Raw genomic sequence first — 16,369 nt, 5'->3', positions numbered from 1 at the left:
CTCTTTCCTAGCTTCTTCCCAAAGAATCCAGTTTTCAAGGGTCTCTTGCTCATTTCCACCCCCATGCTCCTATCGTCATGGGTGCTTGAATCTTCCTCCCTTTTCGACCGCCATCTGAACGAAAAGACTTTTATACTCCTCCGTGAACTATTCTATGCAGTAATCCGAGGTGATGTGCATGGAGCTTTTGGAGTTCGCGGTCGAAAAGGCCCTTGAGCTTGGCGCTTCCTACGCCGAGGCCCGCTACGAGGAGAAGAGCGGGACTCACCTGGCCATGAAGAACGGTTCTCCCGAGGGAATGGACATTGAGGCCGACAGGGGAATCGGGATAAGGGTTCTCGCCGACGGCGGAATGGGATTCGCGAGCACGAACGTTCTGACAAGGGAAAGCGTTGCCGAGGCCGTTAAGAGGGCCGTCAAGCTGGCGAAAGCGGCTTCCCAGGTTAGAAACGAGCCGATTGAGTTCAGCGAGGAGGACTTCCACCGCGTTTCCTACAAGGTCAAGATGAAGAAAGACTTCAGGGACATTTCCCCTGAAGAGAAGCTCGAAATCCTCAGGAAAATCGAGGAGGAGGTTAAGGCCACAGGCGTCAACGTGCCGATGCGCTATTTAATGTACTCCGACCAGCTCTGGAAGAAGGTCTTCGTCAACAGCGAAGGCGCCTACGTGAAGAGCAAAATCCCGCGCGTTTCTGTGGTTTACAACCTCGTCGTCTTCGAGAACGGCCAGATGGAGCAGGCTCCGTTCGTGGAGAGAGCCTTTTCCGGCGGTTTCGAGCTAATCGAGAGGGACGAGCCTTGGAACTGGGCGGTGAAGGACGTCAAAGCCCTGAAAAGGCTCATAACCGAGGGCAAGAAACCGCCCGAGGGAAGGGTTGACCTCGTCATAAGCCCAGAAGTTGCTGGTATAGCGGTTCACGAGAGTGTTGGGCATCCCTACGAGTCCGACAGGATTTTCGGCAGGGAGGCCGCTCAGGCAGGTGAGAGCTTCGTCAAGCCCGACATGCTCGGCGAGAGAATCGGGAGCGAAGTAGTCACCGTCATAGACGACCCGACGATTCCGAACAGCTGGGGTTTCTACCTCTACGACGACGAGGGCGTGAAGGCTCGCCCGAGGTATCTGATTAGGAACGGAATCATAACCGAGTTCCTAACCAACAGGGAGTACGCGGCAAAGCTCGGCCAGCGCTCGAACGCGGCCGCGAGGGCGATAAACTACAACCGCGAGCCGATAGTGAGGATGGCCAACACCTACCTCGCGCCCGGTGACCACTCCTTCGAGGAGCTGATTGAGGACATAAAGCTCGGCGTCTACATGGTGTCCTTCAACGAGTGGAACATCGACGACAGACGCTACCAGCAGAGGTACATCGGCAGGGAAGCCTACCTCATCGAGAACGGCGAGATAAAGCACCCGGTCAGGAGGCCAATCCTTGAGATAACCACGAGAGCCCTTTGGAGCAGTGTTGACGCCGTAGGCAAAGACGTTGAGTTCTACCCCGGAACCTGTGGCAAGGGCGAGCCGGGACAGGGCGTCCCCGTCTGGATGGGTGGAGCGCACGCGAGGCTTCGCGACATACCGCTGAGGAGGCCGTGAGGTGGTGGCGATGTTCGAGCTTAACGAGTTCATACTCAAAAAAGCTGAAGAGCTTGGCTTCGGCGACGTCGTCGTTCTGAGCTACGAAACGAACAGGAGGCAGGTGCGCTTTGCCAACAACGAGATTACCGTTGCCAAACACTGGCACGAGAGGAAGGTTGAGCTGTTTGTCGAGAAAGATAAGAGGATAGCGAGCACCACTATAACGGAGCTGAGCGAGGAGAACGTCGAGCGGGTTTTGAAGACCCTCAAGAAGAACATCGAGAACCTCTCGCCCAAGGAGGACTACTACGGCATCGCCGAGGGGCCGTTCCAGTATAAAGACATCCCCGAGACCTTCGATAAGGCGATAGTTGAGCTCGACGAGCCGAACGACTACGTCGAGATTGCCATAAACACCGCCCTGAGCGAGGGAGCGAAGCGCGTGGCAGGGGTTCTCTACACCGACCACAACAGGCTTTACCTGACCACGAGCAACGGGGTGGAGGCCTTTGACGAGGGAACCGGAATAGAGATAAGCGTTAGGGCCTTCGTGGGCGACCTTGAGAGCGGACATGGAACCTGCTCCGCGAGGGTTTTGAAGAAGTTCGACCCCGAGCTTGCCGGAAGGAAGGCCGGTGAGATTGCCCACATGGCGAAAGACCCGGTTCAGGGGCCGGAGGGGAGGTTCGACGTCATCTTCGACCCGCTCGCCTTCGCGAACCTGCTCAGCTACATGGGCTTCATGCTCTCAGCCTACGCGGCCGAGGCGGGCTTCTCGTTCCTGGCCGGAAAGCTGGGCCAGAAGGTCGCGAGCGAGCTGGTAACGCTCAAGGATATAGGCAACCTGCCCAACGGCTATGGAAGCAGGAAGTTCGACGACGAGGGCGTTCCGACGAGGGAGACCACCGTCATAGAGAACGGGACATTCAAGACGTTCCTCCTCAACACGAGCCTCGCCAAGAAGTACGGAACGGAGACAACCGCCAACGCCGGCTTGATAATGCCGAGGCCCTGGAACCTCGTCCTCGAACCGGGCGACTACTCCAAGGCCGAGCTGTTCAGCGAGGTTAAGCGGGGCATCTACATCACCAACGTCTGGTACACCAGATTCCAGAACTACGTGACCGGCGATTTCTCGACGATACCGCGCGACGGAATCTTCCTGGTCGAGAACGGCGAGTTCAAGCCGATAAGGAACATCCGCGTCAGCGACAACCTTCAGAGGATTCTGAGCAACGTAGTTGCCATAGGCAACGAGCCGTTCCAGGTGCACTGGTGGGAGGTTTCGAGGCCTGTCATTACGCCCTACGTTCTCGTCAAGGACGTTGGAATAACGAGGGCGACGAAGTGATTCTCTTTATCCTTTTTCTAGCTATACCTCAGATGCTCAATTTTTCCCTGAAGGAGCTTAAAGAAAGCCCCAGTGGAGAGGAAAAACAGTGCAAACAATAATCTCGCCCTCGAAAGTCCGAGAAAGTCCGTTGCAAAGCCGTAGGCGGTGTAAAAGAGTGATGTTGCGAGGGCCAGAACCATGTTCCTGAGAGATATGACCGTTGCCCTCTTCTCGCTTGAAACCCTTCTCTGGAACTCCACCGAGAAGTTGAAGGTGAAGGCGGAGGCGAGGAGCGTCGCGGTTATTCCAAGGAGCACTATGAGGAAGGGGTTTGGATACAGAACGGAGATAACCGTTGCAAGGGGCACTCCAACGGGCGCAGACTCGTGCAGGGCTCTGCCAACCCTTCCCCTGAGCGCCACGCCGAGGTATCTCGGAAGGACCTTCACGAGCACCTCAACGACCCCAAGGATTCCGAGGGTTCCCATAATCGTCGTGCCGAGGTAGAGGGCCAGGACGTTTCCAAGGTAGGGCTCGAAGAACTTCCTGAACTGGCTGAGGGCGAGGGTGACGGAGAGGAGGTAAGCGATAAGCCACGCTATTTCAGGTTTCTTTAGCTCGCGCCACGCGCCGAGAACGTGGAGCGTGTAAGATGTCTCCGGCCGTGAGAACCCCATCTCGGGTATGCTGAAGGCAACTGGAATCGCCAGGACCTGAAGGAGGGCTGTGAGAAGTATCGCAACTTTAAAGCCCAAAAACTGAGCAATGAAACCTCCAAGGATTGTTGTTGTGGAGCTCACGATAAGTGAAATTTTCTGGGCAGACCTCCAGATTTCTTTGAACTGGCCTTCCAGGCCCTCGGCCTTGAGGTTGTCAAACAACCACGCCTGAAAGCTCCCGCTCACGAAGGACGCCCCAAGGGTTCCGAGGAGCTCCGAGGCGAGGAGAACCCAGAAATTCCTGAGGAAGAGCAGTAGAAGCGTCGCAAGAGGTATTATCGAAAGCCCGACGAGAACGCCCGCCTTTCGGCTCACCTTGTCGCCGACAACACCGGTGGGAACCTCGAAGAGGAAGAAGCCCAGCCCACCCAGGGCTGTGGCCAGGCCTATCTCACCGTAGCTCAGCCCCCGGGAGAGGTAGTAGATTACCGCCATGTTTCCGAGGAATCCCGCATAAGTGAGGGCGAAAAGGAGCTTAAAGCGCTTGAGCCACATTCTCTCACCCGAACAGCCCCAGTGCCGGCAAAACAGTTACCGCCATGCTCAAAAGCCCGCCGAGGATTAAGGCAGGAACCGTCTGCTTTTTCTCGATTCCGAGGAGGTAAGCGGCCAAAGCCCCGGTCCATATCCCGGTTCCCGGCAGTGGTATGGCAACGAAGATTGTGAGGCCGATGAAGCCCCACTTCTCCACGTAGGGGTGCGCCTTTTTCCTAACCCTCTCAACGTAGTAGATGTAGAAGTGAGCCACCTTTCTGAGGGGCGTTTTTTCGAGCCAGAGCATGATTCGGTCTATGTAGGGGAGCAGTGCCGGCAGGAGGAGCGAGAGGAGCAGAACGCCGAGGGAAGCACTCAAGAGGGTTTCCCAGAGGGGATAATCTCTACCGATGCCGTAAACTATCGCGTAGCGCCCCTCAAAGGTCGGCACGAGGGAGAGCAAGAAGACCTCGAGGAAGCTACTCAACGTCGAACACCCCCAGCCCGAGCCTTGAGATTACCCGCCTGTAGAGCGGAAGCCACGAGTCCTGGGTGGCCTTGACGATACTATAGACCCAGGGAGCGAGGAGCAGGCTGAAGAGGACGTCGCCGAACCAGTGGACGTGGAGGAGCAGCCGCGTAATCGCAACGCCGACCGCGAGGAGAACCGCCAGGGGAGTTGCCCGCTTCCAGCGGTTCGAGGCGTAGACCGCGATTATTGCTCCTCTGTAAGTGTGGCCCGATGGAAAGGAGAAGCCCCCGTGGTTGCGGGGTCTCGGCTCGTTGATTGCGACCTTGAGAACCCCGACTATGACAAGGCCGATGACTGCCGAGACGAGGAAAACGAGCGTCTCTCGCGATAGCTTTCCGGAGTTCCTGATGTCGAGGAGTACTGCGAGGAGAGAAAAGGCGATTAGAAAGACGTCACCCCCTAATGCCGTTAGGACGCTCAGCAAACTTGGACTTGGGGATGGAAGGAGAGAATCAACTTTGGTGTTGATGCCTTTCATTAGCCCCGCGAGCTGGAGAATAAGAACGAGCGCCAGCAGCGCCGTGTTCAGCAGGAACTTTCCCTTTAATTTGAGCATGGTTGAGGAAAAGACGCCCTCCTAAAAAGCTTTTCTAAATCAGCCCCTCGTTGTAGAGGCCGTGGTAAACCTTGAGAAGGGCCTGCTGAACCCTCTTCGGTCCGAAGGTTCTGACGGCCTTTCCGAGGCCCTCGTTGTAGATACGGCGCATTATGAAGTCCGTTTCGCGGTTGAAGTTTAACTTTTCCTGGTTTTCGAGGTAGAGGCGCGCTATCTCCTCAGGCTCGCGGTAGTTGAGCCCCTTGAGCCACTTGAGGGGGATTCCGTCCTTGAAGGTCTTGACGACCTCGAAGCCTATCACCGTGACCTCGTCGTCCCCGTAGAGGTCTCCATAGATTTTGTTCAGCTCGCGGAGGAGTTCCTTAACGTCCGAGAAGCCGTCGAGTTTGGCATCTTCGTTGGTGAGCTCTCTAACCTTCTTCCGCTCGACCTTCGTGATTCTGACCTTCGCTATGGCAGTGTCGCTCGGCGTTACCACGAGATAAACCTCGCTTCCCGGCTTCGCCTCGTAGCTACCGTAGCGTATCGTCGTGACCTTGTCTCCCCTCAGGATTCTCGACTTGTAGGCGGAATCAATCAGCATGAACTTCCTAATCTGAACGCTCTTTTTCCTCATTGTTGAGTCCCCTCACAATCTTTGGAACCTCTTCAAGGCTCTCAATCGTGAAGTCGGCGTAGTCGAGGTAGTCGAGCTCCCGGTCGCGGTATTTTCCATACCTGAACCAGACGGTTCTCATTCCCACTTGCTTGGCCCCGTAGATGTCGGAGTAGAGCCTGTCGCCGACCATTATGGCCTCTTCCGGTTTAACACCGAGCTTCTTGAGGGCCCGCTTAAAAATCTTCGGATGGGGCTTCTTGACGCCGAGGTAATCGGAGATGAAGACGTCGTCGAAGAACTCGTCCAGCTCGAGGCGGAGTATCTTCTCCCACTGCTTTATCGGGTCTCCGTCGGTGATTATCGCGAGGATGTAGCCGTCCTTCTTGAGCTCGAGGAGAACCTTCCTCGCGCCCCGGACGCTCTTCAGATAGGCGAACTTCGTGTTGTGGTAGGCTATAACGCCTGAAGCAACCCACTTGGGGTTGTTGGGAAGTTCAAGGCGCCTGAGGAGGTAGTCAAAATGCCTGTTGAAGTTGCTACCGTACTCGTTTATTAGCTCAAGGAGCTCGTTGTAAGCCGTCTCGAAGTCAACGGGAAGACCGTGGCGTATCATGTTCTCTATCGCGTTTCGACGCGCCATCTCGGCGAGTTTGGTCGTATCAACTATGGTGTCGTCAAGGTCAAACAGGACGGCCCTAATCATACCCCGACCCCTTAGGTTTATTCTCGGCGGACTATTTAACGTTGCCGATGTCGAGAAAGAGGCCTCTCTTCCCTTTGGCCTGTTTTTTCGCCTCTCTCATGGCCCTGAAGTACTCATCCTCCTGTCTCAGCTCCTCAAGGAGCTCCTCCAGTGTCCACTTGAGGTTCGTCTCGGTCGTCGTCGCAAAGATTACCCTTCCCTCGGCCAGCTTCCTGACCTCATTTATAACCCTCTTGATGCCCTCGTTGTCGAGGCCGTGCATTATGACGAACCTTTCACCGGCCCAGTCAAGGTTCCCGCCCTCCGTTGTCCTCTCCAGTATCTCCGCCAGGGTGAGCTTTCTGAAGTGCTCGGGAACCGGCAGAACCGGGTAACCGAGCTCTGCAATCCTCTCGATTTCATCTTCGGTAAAACCTATCAGGAGCAACTTCATTTCAACCCCCTCACGAGCTCAACGAGCTTTGGAAGCACTTCGCCCGCCTTCCCGCGCAGGAAAACGTCCGCAATCGGCGTTATTCCGCTCCTCTCAACGTTTACCTCTATGACCCTACCGCCGTGCTCCTTAACGATGTAGGGGATGTATGCGGCGGGATAAACAACTCCGCTCGTCCCGACGACGATGACCGTATCTGCCTTCTCCGCCAGCCGAAAGGCCTCTTCCAGAGCATCCCTCGGCAGGGCCTCTCCGAACCAGACCACGTCGGGCCTGAGGAGGGAACCGCAACGGGGGCACCTCGGGAGGTCCTTTGAGTCCACGAACTCATAAACCCGACCGCTTTCCTTCAGGTTCTCCCTGTAATCGCAGGAAGTACAGCGAACCCGGAAGATGTTTCCGTGGAGTTCTATGAGGTTTCTGGTTCCAGCTTCTCTATGCAAATCGTCAACGTTCTGGGTTATCACCGCCCTTAGAAGCCCCATCCGTTCAAGCTCCGCCAGAGCATAGTGGGCTGGGTTCGGCTTCGCATCCAGAATCTTGCGCATCCTCCACCGGTAGAACTCCCAGACGAGGTGGGGGTCCCGCTTGAAAGCCTCGGGTGTTGCAAGCTCTTCCGGTCGGTAGCGCTTCCACAGGCCGTTGAAGCCCCTGAACGTTGGGACACCGCTCTCCGCACTGATTCCCGCGCCGGTAAAGGCTATCGCAAAGCGCGACCTTGCCAGGATTTTAGCGGCATGGCTCAGCATGGTGGTATCTCGACCGGAAACTTAAAAATTCTATCCAACCCACCGGGCGGTCGAAGGATATTAGAAACCTCCTTCAACCTTCCGAGCGAGGGTTTAAATTGTGTTCATCGGGACATTGAGCGGGGGTGAGAGAATGCCCGTTTCGGAAGGAGTTGAGAGAAGAAAGGTTACCACCTCACACGGTCGTTATTACTCGGCCCGTATAGCGGCGCAGAGGAGGAAAAAGCTCATCCTGATTCAGAATCTCAGGAAGAGGAAGTGCGTTAGGGGCCTTAGGATAAGCACGATTCGCGTTGAGAAGAAGCGCATAACCAAAGGGGAAGCGCTGGCCATCCTCGTGGGGACGCAGATAGGTGCGGGAGTGCTGGGACTGCCTTACGCGGCGAGCAAGGTCGGCCTCATACCTGCCCTAGCAGTGCTCATCGGCGTGATGTTCCTGATGCTCTGGACAGGCTTCATCGTCCTCAAGTTCTCAGCCGGAATGGGCGGGGCGCAGATGAGCACCATAGCCCAGCGCGTCCTCGGAAAGGCCGGCGGCTGGCTGATGTACGTCAGCATCTTCATCATGAGCTTCGGAGCAATCCTCGCCTACATAGCGGGAATGGGAAGCGTCTTCGCGAGCCTCTTCGGGATAAGCGAAACGGCCGGAGCGTTCATATTCTGGGTTCTCGCCTCGATAGTCGTTTACCGCGGTCTTGAGGCGAGCGGAAAGACCGAGCTGGCGATGAGCTACGTAATGCTTGCCCTCTTCATAGCGGTCACCCTTATGCTCGTTCCCCACGCAAAGCTGAGCAACGGCCTCTACACCGACCTCTCGGGAATCCTCAGCATAACCGGTGTGGCAATCTTCGCCCTCGGTTGCCACACGGTGATTCCGGACGTCTACAAGGGCCTCGGAAGCTACGAGGAGACCAAGAAGGTCCTCGTCTGGGCCTTCATCATTCCCACGGCCATCTACGCGATATTCATGGTCGCCTTCCTCCTTGCCTTCGGCAGGAACACCCCCCAGATAGCCACACAGGGCCTTGAGCTCCTCTACGGACACATCGGAAAAATCATCGGTAACCTCATTCCCCTCCTGGCAATAACCACGAGCTACATCGGAATTGCCCTTGCACAGCAGAGCAACAACGAGGAGTTCGTCAGGCTCAAGAGGCCGATAGCGTGGGGCCTAACGGTCATTCCACCTGCAATCGTGTACTTCGCCGGCGTCAAGAACTTCGCTGACGTCTTGGCCTTCGCCGGCGATACTGGAGACATGATGGCCTTCATAGTCCTGCCGATACTCATCTGGCTCGTTGACAAGCTGAGAAAACGCTAAAAGCGTCCCCTCTTTTCTTTATCCGGTGGTGGTCATGCCGAAGGTCTTCATCACGCGCGCGATTCCCGAGAACGGCATCGAGATGCTGAAGAAGCACTTTGAGGTCGAGGTCTGGCAGGAGGAGAGGGAAATTCCCCGAGAGGTTCTCCTCGAGAAGGTTCGCGACGCTGATGCACTCGTCACAATGCTCAGCGAGAGGATTGATAAAGAGGTCTTCGACAACGCCCCGAAGCTCAGAATCGTCGCGAACTACGCGGTCGGCTACGACAACATAGACGTTGAAGAGGCGACGCGGAGAGGAATCTACGTAACGAACACCCCAGATGTCCTCACCGACGCGACGGCGGACTTCGCGTGGACGCTTCTCTTAGCGACGGCGAGGAGGCTAATCGAGGCCGATAACTTCACGCGCTCCGGCGAGTGGAAGAAGCGCGGTATTGCCTGGCACCCGCGCTGGTTTTTGGGCTACGACGTTTACGGCAAAACAATAGGAATCGTCGGTTTCGGCAGAATAGGTCAGGCGGTAGCGAGAAGGGCCAAGGGCTTCGGCATGAGAATCCTCTACTACTCGAGGAGGAGAAAGCCAGAAGCGGAGAAGGAACTCAACGCGGAGTTCAAAGCCCTTGATGAGCTCCTGAGCGAGAGCGACTTCGTGGTTCTGGCGGTTCCTCTAACGAGGGAGACCTACCACATGATAGGCGAGCGGGAGCTCAAACTCATGAAGGAAACGGCAATTCTCGTGAACATAGCGCGCGGAAAGGTCGTTGACACGGAAGCGCTCATCAAGGCCCTAAAAGAGGGCTGGATTGCCGGGGCCGGTCTCGACGTCTACGAGGAGGAGCCGTACTACAACGAAGAGCTCTTCAGCCTGAGGAACGTGGTCTTGGCGCCCCACATCGGTAGCGCGACCTTTGGGGCGAGGGAGGGAATGGCCGAGCTCGTGGCGAGGAATCTGATAGCCTTCAAGAACGGCCAGATTCCGCCGACGCTCGTGAACAGAGAAGTGGTGAAGGTCAGGAAGCCGGGGTTCGGCTGAACCCCTGAACCCCTTCCTTTTTGGGCGATGATGACGACACCCTCGGCTGACGGTGATGAGCTGGACCCGTGCCTGAGCCCAAGGCTTAGAAAAGCATTGCCGAGATACTAAACTTCCCCGGCGTACTCCTCAAGCTCCTCGGCGCTTGCCCTTCCAAGCATTCCGGGGCGGACTTTCTTTTTCATTGCCCTCGCGAGGAACTCTGCGTCAGCTTCAAGGAATTTTTTGAGCCGTTCAATGTTAACTCCCGCCGGAACCTTTATCGTTATCTCCTCCATGCTCCCACCTAATGGGAATTCAATGGAGTTGTATAAATTCCTATCGAAGTTTCACCCTTCTTCTATAATCGCCTTGAACCGCTTCGCGTCCCGGCACATGTCGGTGTTGTTGAAGAAAACGAAGCTCTCGTCCCTGTTCCAGCCGAGGACGCGCTCTCGAACTTTTTGCAGTTCCTCGTCGCTGTAGGAGTGCCGGTAAATTATCCTCCCGTTCTCGTAGCGCCCGTGAAGGCGGTAGTAGTTCGTCTCGCCGTTGTGGAGCGGAATCCTCACGAGCGGGTCAGTCACGTCTATGACGTCGAAGGCCCTAACGAATCTTTTCACGCCCTTCTCGCTCCAGCCCCTCAGCTCAACTGCTATCTCGAAGTTTCCCCTGTCAATCATCTCGAAGAACCTTTCCGCGTTGGTGAAGCTCTCCTCGCTCTCCCTGAAGCTCTTCGGCAACTGAATGAGAATGAAGCGCGCGCCGAGAAGCTCGGCCTCCTTCAGCGTCAGGCGCCAGAAGTGAATGACGTCGCTCGTTGGCCTGAGAAGGCCGACGTTTTTACTTGGCTTCACGTTGCTCCTCCGCCACGTCGGGCTGTTTGGAGGGTGCGTTACGCCCTGAAAGGCTTTCATCGCGAAGGTAAAACCTTTCGGAGCTTCCTTTCTCCAGCGCTCGAGGGTTTTCTCCCCAAGGATTCTGTAAAAGGTCTGCTGGACCTCGACGGCGTTGAAGTCCCGGAAATACTTCGCTCTCCCCTCGCAGAAGCCGCACGTTCCGACCCTAATCATCTCCATCACTCCAGCGGTTCCCTTCCGTAGCGCAGGAAGTTCAGGTAAGCCTCGTCCTCGCCAACTATCGCGCTCAGGATTGCATCAACGTAGGCGTCGAACTCCCTCTTCTTGATTACGACCGAGTGGTGCGCGTACTCGAGCGGAATCACGTACTCATCTTCTGCCACCGAGAGAATTTTTGCCAGCGTCTCCTCGAAGTCCTGCCTCTCCGGAACCTCGAGGAGGTAAATCAGCCCGCCATCGGCGAAGCGGACGTAGGCCGGGTTAATTCTCGCGCCCTCTATCTTCCTTCCGTCGAGGACGAGAATCTCGCGAAGGTTCTCGAAAAAGCCGTGCTCCATGAGGTCGAGGATTAGTTGAGCGAGGGCTTCTTTCTTGCCGACCTTCGACGAGAAGCGCAGGTAACCGCTCTTATCTGTCAGCGAGGCCACGACAGGCGTGTCCACCATTATCGGGACCTTCTTCAGATTCTCCCTCTCGGCTACCGTCCCTATGACGTCGGAGCGGTAGAAGGTCTTGGCTATCGAGGCTATCTCGTTTCCCAAAAGCCTGTCGAGGGCGTGGAGGTACTCAAGGTATTCGAAGAGGACTATCAGGTTTTCGGCATCCACAACCCACCATATTTTCCCGCGAATGCTCCTTGAGCCCTTTTCCTCCAGTATCTTGAAGATTGACTTCCCTTCCCTCCCGCGGGCGAGCAGGGAGGGACCCGAGATGACGCCCTTTTTGAGCTCCCGCCTCCACTCCCTCCACTTGAGGTTCAGGGCATCTAGGAAGTCCAGCGAGGCCTCCAAGAGCGTCCTCCCGTGCCTCTCGTAGAGCTGGTTCGTGGTCGAGTTCGCGTAGCTCGGCGGTCTTATGAGGGCCCCGCTTATCGTGCCGTCCATGAGCACGAGGTCGGACATTTCCCCAACGAGGGCGCCCATTCTCTTCTCTAAGGTGTCCATGTGGACCCTTATTCTATCATCGGCGTTGCTGTAGGGGAAGAGCGCCCCGATGTCGTTCCAGTAGTAGAGGTCGTCGCCGACAGCCGAAGCTGAAACGGCGTAGATTATCGCCCCGCTGAGCCTCCTGGCCATTCTGCTGCCGTCAACGGCGTAAACCTTAGCTTTCTTCGGCTCGGGCAGGCTCTCCCAGCGGTAGTGCTTCCTCACGAGGGGAACGAGCTTTCCAAGCTCTTTCCTGCTCTCCCGGAGGAAGTGTCTGATTTCCTCGAGGTGTCGGTCGTCAATACGCTCCAAGGCTCTCCACCTCCACCCTCGCTTCACCGGCGTTGGTAACCCTTATCACGTAGTCGGCCGCGTCCTTTAGCTCCTCGTCGTGCGAAACGATGATTACCTGCGGTATCTTCCTCAGCTGGCTCGATATAATCTCCACGAGCTTCTTCCTCCTCTCCTCGTCGAGAAACGGTGTCGGCTCGTCCAGTATGAGGAGCTCAAGGTTGCCCACCTTGTAGAGCGAGAGGGCAAGGCGAAAGGCCAGACCGAGCGCTATCCTCTCCCCACCGCTGAGGAAGTCTATTCCCACCTCGTTGCCCGCGTAGAGGACTTTGAGCTCAATCCTCTCCTTTCCGTACTTCTTCTCGCGCCTCAGCCTTATCCCCTGATACTTGCCCTCGGTCATCTCCGAGAACAGCTCTCCGGCCAGCTTCTGCACCTCTTCAAGACCCCTCAGCTCCTCCTCCGCCTTCAGCCGGGCTATCTTCTCCCTAAAGGCCGTTATATCCGCGAGGGCCTTCTCGATGAGCTCGAGCTCCCTCTCGGCCCTTTCAATCTCCCCGAGGTTTGCCTTCAGCTCGTCTATCAGGCGAGCTATCTCGTCCCTCAGGTTTTCCGCCCCCTCAAGCTCGGCCCTCGCCCTCTCGAGGGCTCTCGATTTCTCAAGGTATTCCTTCTCGGCCCTCTCAAATTCCTCCTCCAAGAAGTCCTTTCTGGCTTTCTCCAGCTCTTCTCTCACTTTTTCAAGCTCGGCCTTCAGGCGCTTCATGTTCTCCCTCGACTCCTGCTCCTTCCTCCGCTCGATGTCAAGCTTCTTCTCGAGGGCCTCAATCCTTCTCGGGACGTCCTTCAGCGAGAGGAACTCCCGGTAGGGCTTCTCGAGCTCCCCAATCCTTTCCTCGACCTCCTCAAAAGAATCAAATCCCCTCTCGGAGAGCCTCTTTAGAATGTCTACCTTCCTCTCTTTGAGGGCCTGGAGTTCCTTCTTTACTTCTTCCGTTTCCTTCTCAAGGCCCTCGAGCTCATCAAGCCTCTCCCTCACGCTCCGAATTTCCTTCTTGAGGCCGATGAGCTTCTCTTTCGTTTCCTCGAAGAGGTGGGAGTCCTTTTCAAGCTCCTCAACACCGAGCTCCTCAAGCTTTTCCTCCGCCTCCCTGAGCAAATCAGCCGTCTTCTTGAGGCGGATTAGCTTTGGCTCTCTCGCGAGGAGCTTCTTAAGCTCAACCTCGCGCTTTCTCAGCCTTTCAAGTTCCCCCTCAAGGGTTTTGATTTCTTTCTCAATCCTCGATATTTCCGTTCTATATTCGGCCAGAATTTCGCCTTCCTCGTGCTCCTCTATGGGCCTTCTGCAGAGGGGGCAGATTTTGGCCCCTTCCAGCCTCTCCATGTTGGCCCTAAGCTCCGCCTTTTTCCCCTTCAGCGAGGCTATCTTCTCCCTGACCTTTGAAATCTCTTCGCTCAGTTTTTCAAGCTCCTCCTTGGCTTTCTCGATTTCTTTGAGTTCCTTTTCAAGCTTCTCGACAGTGTAGCCGGCTCTCTCGAGTTCCTTCCTGTGCTTCTCGACCTCGCCGAGGATTGACAGGGTGCGCTGGTAGAGCCTGTGCCTCTCCTTGAGCCTCTCGTATTCCCTCCTCGTCTCGGCCTCTTTCTTCTTCAGCTCCTCAAGCTTTTTCTCCAGCTCAGCACGCTTTGTGGTTTCCCTTTCGAGGGAGCGGAGCTTTTCCCTCAGTGAGGAAAGCCGGACCTCGACCTTCGAGAGCTCGTCCTTCAGCTTCAGCAGTTTACCGAGCTCGGTGTACTCCTCTGCGAGGGGCCTCAGCTCCTCGAGTCTCGCCTTCCTCTCCTCCAGCTCCTCGAGCTCGAGCTTCAGCTCCTCAATCCTCTTCTCCCTCTCCCTCAAAAGTTTCTCCTCGCTCGCCAGCGATTTTTCGAGGAGAGCTATCCTCTTCTCGAGGCCGGCTATCAGCTCTTTCCTCTCCTTCATCTCTTGATAGAGCTTGGAAAGCTTCTCAACCTCGGCCAAAAGCTCCCTCTCCCTCTTCCTCAGCTCACTAATCTTCCTCAGCGTCTCGGCGAACCTCTTCTCGGCATCGCGGAGGTTCTCTTCGATTTCAGCTTTCCTCTCGATGAGTCTCTTGAGGTTCTCCTTCCTCCTCTTCAGCTCGCGGATTACCTCCCCCGAGTTCCTCTCGGCGTTCTCGTAGTCCTCTATGCCGAGGACCTTGCGCAGAACCTTCTCCATGACCTCGCGGTTGGTGATTATGCCCTCAATCTCGCCCTGTCGAATGTAGAGCGCGTTCGTGTAGACCTGCATGGGGTAAACGTTCCGCTCGACCCAGCGCGCTATATCTGAGCTCTTCTCCGCGATGAGCCTTCCGTTCTCGAGGAGCTCGCTCTTCTTCGTTGTTCTGGTTATGCGGTAGGTTTTGCCGTTGTGCTCGAACTCCAGGCTCAGGGAAAGCTCCCCGGTTCCGACGCGGGCGTTTGCCTTCAGGTAACCCTTCGGGAAGCTCGGGTGTCCGAGGTAAAGCGAGGCGAAGATGGCCTCAAGGATTGAGCTCTTTCCCGCTCCATTCTGGCCGATTATCAGGTTTATGCCGTCGCTGAACTCGACAACGCTTTTCCTGTGGGCCCTGAAGTTCCGAATTTCGATTTTCCTGACCCTCATGACTTACCACCCCTGAGCCACGCGTCGAGGCTCGACGGCTTTGCCGGCTTCGGTTTCTTTCCGGTCTTCTTTTCGGGTTTTGGCTTTTCCTGTTTCTCCATCTTCGGAGTTGCTTTCACGTGCTTTTCCTCCTTCGGCGGTTTCTTTTCGACAACCTCTTTCTTCGGCTCTTCCGCTGGTTTGCGGGCCCTTGCACTCATCTCCGCCGGAACGCCGAGGCGGTACTTCTCAAGGAGCCAGTCCATGAACTCGTCGAGCGGGAACTCCTTCGGTTCGCTCCTCATGTGGAAGAAGAGCTCCCTCTCCCACTCGGTCAGTATCTCCTCGCCCACGCGCTCCTTCGAGATTACCGCCTCGCCCGTGACCCTGCTCCTGAAGGCGTAGTAGGCTATGCCCGAATCCTTCAGCAGGTCGTTGAACTCCGCCAAACTAACGCCACCCTTCACCGTCCCCTCGAGATAGATGATTGCAACGGCATCTTTCGGAATCAGTCCCGCTACCTCCTCGACCTTCCGCCTGAGCTCGGCCTTTGAGTTTCCCGAAACCGTAACGCGGTAGAAGGGCCTCGTTTCGACCTCAACGAACTCCGGCTTGAAGTCCTCGACGATGTAGAAGCCCTTTGGCTGGTTGTTTTCCCTGACCTTCGGCTTCTTGTCCTTCTCGCCGTAAACTATTACGTGGCTCGCCTCCCTCACGTCTGTTCTCTCGAGTGAACCGGGATAAACGATTGGCCCGTTCAACCCGGTCTGCTCCGGCTCCGCAACCTTCCTCACGTGGATGTGCCCGAGGGCGTAGTAGGAGAAATTCTCGGGGAGTTCGCTCAGCCTCAGGTCAAAGGCGTCCTGATAAGGGGTGTCCTTCGCGAGGTAGTCAACGGCCTGATGGAGCATCAAGATATCGCCTTTCTTGAAGAGGGCCTTCAGGACGTTGGTGTTGCCCCTTATGAGCTGCCAGCGCGTGTGGTGTCTCAGGCCATAGATTTTGAGGTCTCCAACCTCGGCCCAGACGAGGTAGCGGTCCGCTATTTTCTTGCTCCGCAGGAACTCGTCCCTCTTTTCCTCCCTCCTGAGGCCGAGGGTCCTTAGAAGGCCCAGGTGTTCGAGCAGGTCGAAGACGGAAGCTTCCCGAATCGTCTTGTCGTGGTTGCCCTCGATGGCGAAGACCGGGATTTCCCTTCTCCTCGGGATTTCGAGTATCTCGACGGCATCGCGCAGGGCCTTCGGCGACGGCCTGCTCACGTGGAAGAGGTCTCCGGCGATGAGTATGAAGTCCACGTTAGCTTTAACGGCCTTCTCAACCGCCTCGCGGAAGGCCCTAACGTAGTCCTCGTAGCGGAAGGGCTGGTTGAACTGCTCCCTGCCGAGATGGGCATCGGCTATGTGTGCGAACCTCATCC

General features: G+C 56.3%; 16 protein-coding genes. 4 read left to right on the top strand and 12 right to left on the bottom strand.

Going from position 1 to position 16,369, the window contains the following annotated elements; translation table 11 throughout:
- The first annotated feature begins 178 nt into the window (after positions 1–178).
- Complete coding sequence (locus tag E3E30_RS02985; RefSeq protein WP_167728900.1) at positions 179–1,597, top strand: TldD/PmbA family protein; 1,419 nt, start codon at positions 179–181, stop codon at positions 1,595–1,597.
- Positions 1,598–1,607: 10 nt separating this feature from the next.
- The gene (locus E3E30_RS02980; protein ID WP_042689845.1) at positions 1,608–2,930 is read left to right on the top strand and encodes a TldD/PmbA family protein; all 1,323 of its coding nucleotides are present in this window, start codon (positions 1,608–1,610) and stop codon (positions 2,928–2,930) included.
- Positions 2,931–2,947: 17 nt separating this feature from the next.
- On the opposite strand, the gene E3E30_RS02975 is transcribed toward E3E30_RS02980, so the two are convergent.
- The 7 genes from E3E30_RS02975 to cobB are packed head-to-tail and all read right to left on the bottom strand — an operon-like array spanning position 2,948 to position 7,676.
- The gene (locus E3E30_RS02975) at positions 2,948–4,126 is read right to left on the bottom strand and encodes an MFS transporter (protein WP_167728402.1); all 1,179 of its coding nucleotides are present in this window, start codon (positions 4,124–4,126) and stop codon (positions 2,948–2,950) included.
- A gap of 4 nt (positions 4,127–4,130) precedes the next feature.
- Complete coding sequence (locus tag E3E30_RS02970; RefSeq protein ID WP_167728401.1) at positions 4,131–4,592, bottom strand: COG2426 family protein; 462 nt, start codon at positions 4,590–4,592, stop codon at positions 4,131–4,133.
- A complete protein-coding gene (locus E3E30_RS02965) occupies positions 4,585–5,193 on the bottom strand; it encodes a phosphatase PAP2 family protein (protein ID WP_167728400.1) in 609 nt (202 codons plus the stop codon). Before E3E30_RS02965 ends, E3E30_RS02970 begins: the two co-directional genes overlap by 8 nt.
- Before the next feature lie 34 nt (positions 5,194–5,227).
- Positions 5,228–5,809 carry an ASCH domain-containing protein gene (locus tag E3E30_RS02960; protein ID WP_167728399.1) on the bottom strand — a complete coding sequence of 194 codons (582 nt, stop codon included), beginning with the start codon at positions 5,807–5,809 and terminating at the stop codon, positions 5,228–5,230.
- Positions 5,784–6,494, bottom strand: coding sequence for a TIGR02253 family HAD-type hydrolase (locus tag E3E30_RS02955; RefSeq protein ID WP_167728398.1), 711 nt, complete (start codon positions 6,492–6,494; stop codon positions 5,784–5,786). Before E3E30_RS02955 ends, E3E30_RS02960 begins: the two co-directional genes overlap by 26 nt.
- A 31-nt stretch (positions 6,495–6,525) precedes the next feature.
- Positions 6,526–6,927: a DUF3783 domain-containing protein gene (locus tag E3E30_RS02950; RefSeq protein WP_167728397.1), complete on the bottom strand. Its 402-nt coding sequence runs from the start codon at positions 6,925–6,927 to the stop codon at positions 6,526–6,528.
- Positions 6,924–7,676 carry an NAD-dependent protein deacetylase gene (gene cobB / locus E3E30_RS02945; protein WP_167728396.1) on the bottom strand — a complete coding sequence of 251 codons (753 nt, stop codon included), beginning with the start codon at positions 7,674–7,676 and terminating at the stop codon, positions 6,924–6,926. Before cobB ends, E3E30_RS02950 begins: the two co-directional genes overlap by 4 nt.
- A gap of 133 nt (positions 7,677–7,809) precedes the next feature.
- Here cobB and E3E30_RS02940 point away from each other — a divergent pair, with 133 nt between their 5' ends.
- Both E3E30_RS02940 and gyaR read left to right on the top strand, forming a co-directional pair.
- Positions 7,810–8,997, top strand: a complete 1,188-nt coding sequence (locus E3E30_RS02940; protein WP_167728395.1) for an aromatic amino acid transport family protein — start codon at positions 7,810–7,812, stop codon at positions 8,995–8,997.
- A gap of 34 nt (positions 8,998–9,031) precedes the next feature.
- A complete protein-coding gene (gene gyaR, locus E3E30_RS02935) occupies positions 9,032–10,033 on the top strand; it encodes a glyoxylate reductase (RefSeq protein WP_167728899.1) in 1,002 nt (333 codons plus the stop codon).
- A 107-nt stretch (positions 10,034–10,140) separates the two neighbouring features.
- Here the strand turns inward: gyaR and E3E30_RS02930 are convergent, their stop codons facing one another.
- From E3E30_RS02930 to E3E30_RS02910, 5 genes are read right to left on the bottom strand one after another with little or no spacing between them, the layout of a single operon-like run.
- A complete protein-coding gene (locus E3E30_RS02930) occupies positions 10,141–10,311 on the bottom strand; it encodes a hypothetical protein (protein WP_167728394.1) in 171 nt (56 codons plus the stop codon).
- A 51-nt stretch (positions 10,312–10,362) separates the two neighbouring features.
- On the bottom strand, positions 10,363–11,085 hold the full coding sequence (locus tag E3E30_RS02925; protein WP_167728898.1) for a DUF72 domain-containing protein: 723 nt from the start codon (positions 11,083–11,085) through the stop codon (positions 10,363–10,365).
- Positions 11,086–11,090: 5 nt separating this feature from the next.
- Entirely contained in the window at positions 11,091–12,329 is a 1,239-nt protein-coding gene (locus tag E3E30_RS02920; protein WP_167728393.1) for a DNA double-strand break repair nuclease NurA, read from the bottom strand.
- Positions 12,316–14,973, bottom strand: coding sequence for a DNA double-strand break repair ATPase Rad50 (rad50, locus tag E3E30_RS02915; RefSeq protein ID WP_167728392.1), 2,658 nt, complete (start codon positions 14,971–14,973; stop codon positions 12,316–12,318). Before rad50 ends, E3E30_RS02920 begins: the two co-directional genes overlap by 14 nt.
- Positions 14,970–16,367: an exonuclease SbcCD subunit D gene (locus tag E3E30_RS02910; protein WP_167728391.1), complete on the bottom strand. Its 1,398-nt coding sequence runs from the start codon at positions 16,365–16,367 to the stop codon at positions 14,970–14,972. Before E3E30_RS02910 ends, rad50 begins: the two co-directional genes overlap by 4 nt.
- Between the last annotated feature and the right edge of the window lie 2 nt (positions 16,368–16,369).

This window comes from Thermococcus sp. 9N3 (genome assembly GCF_012027685.1).
Taxonomy (GTDB): domain Archaea; phylum Methanobacteriota_B; class Thermococci; order Thermococcales; family Thermococcaceae; genus Thermococcus; species Thermococcus nautili.
This window is presented reverse-complemented; position numbering and strand designations above follow the sequence as displayed.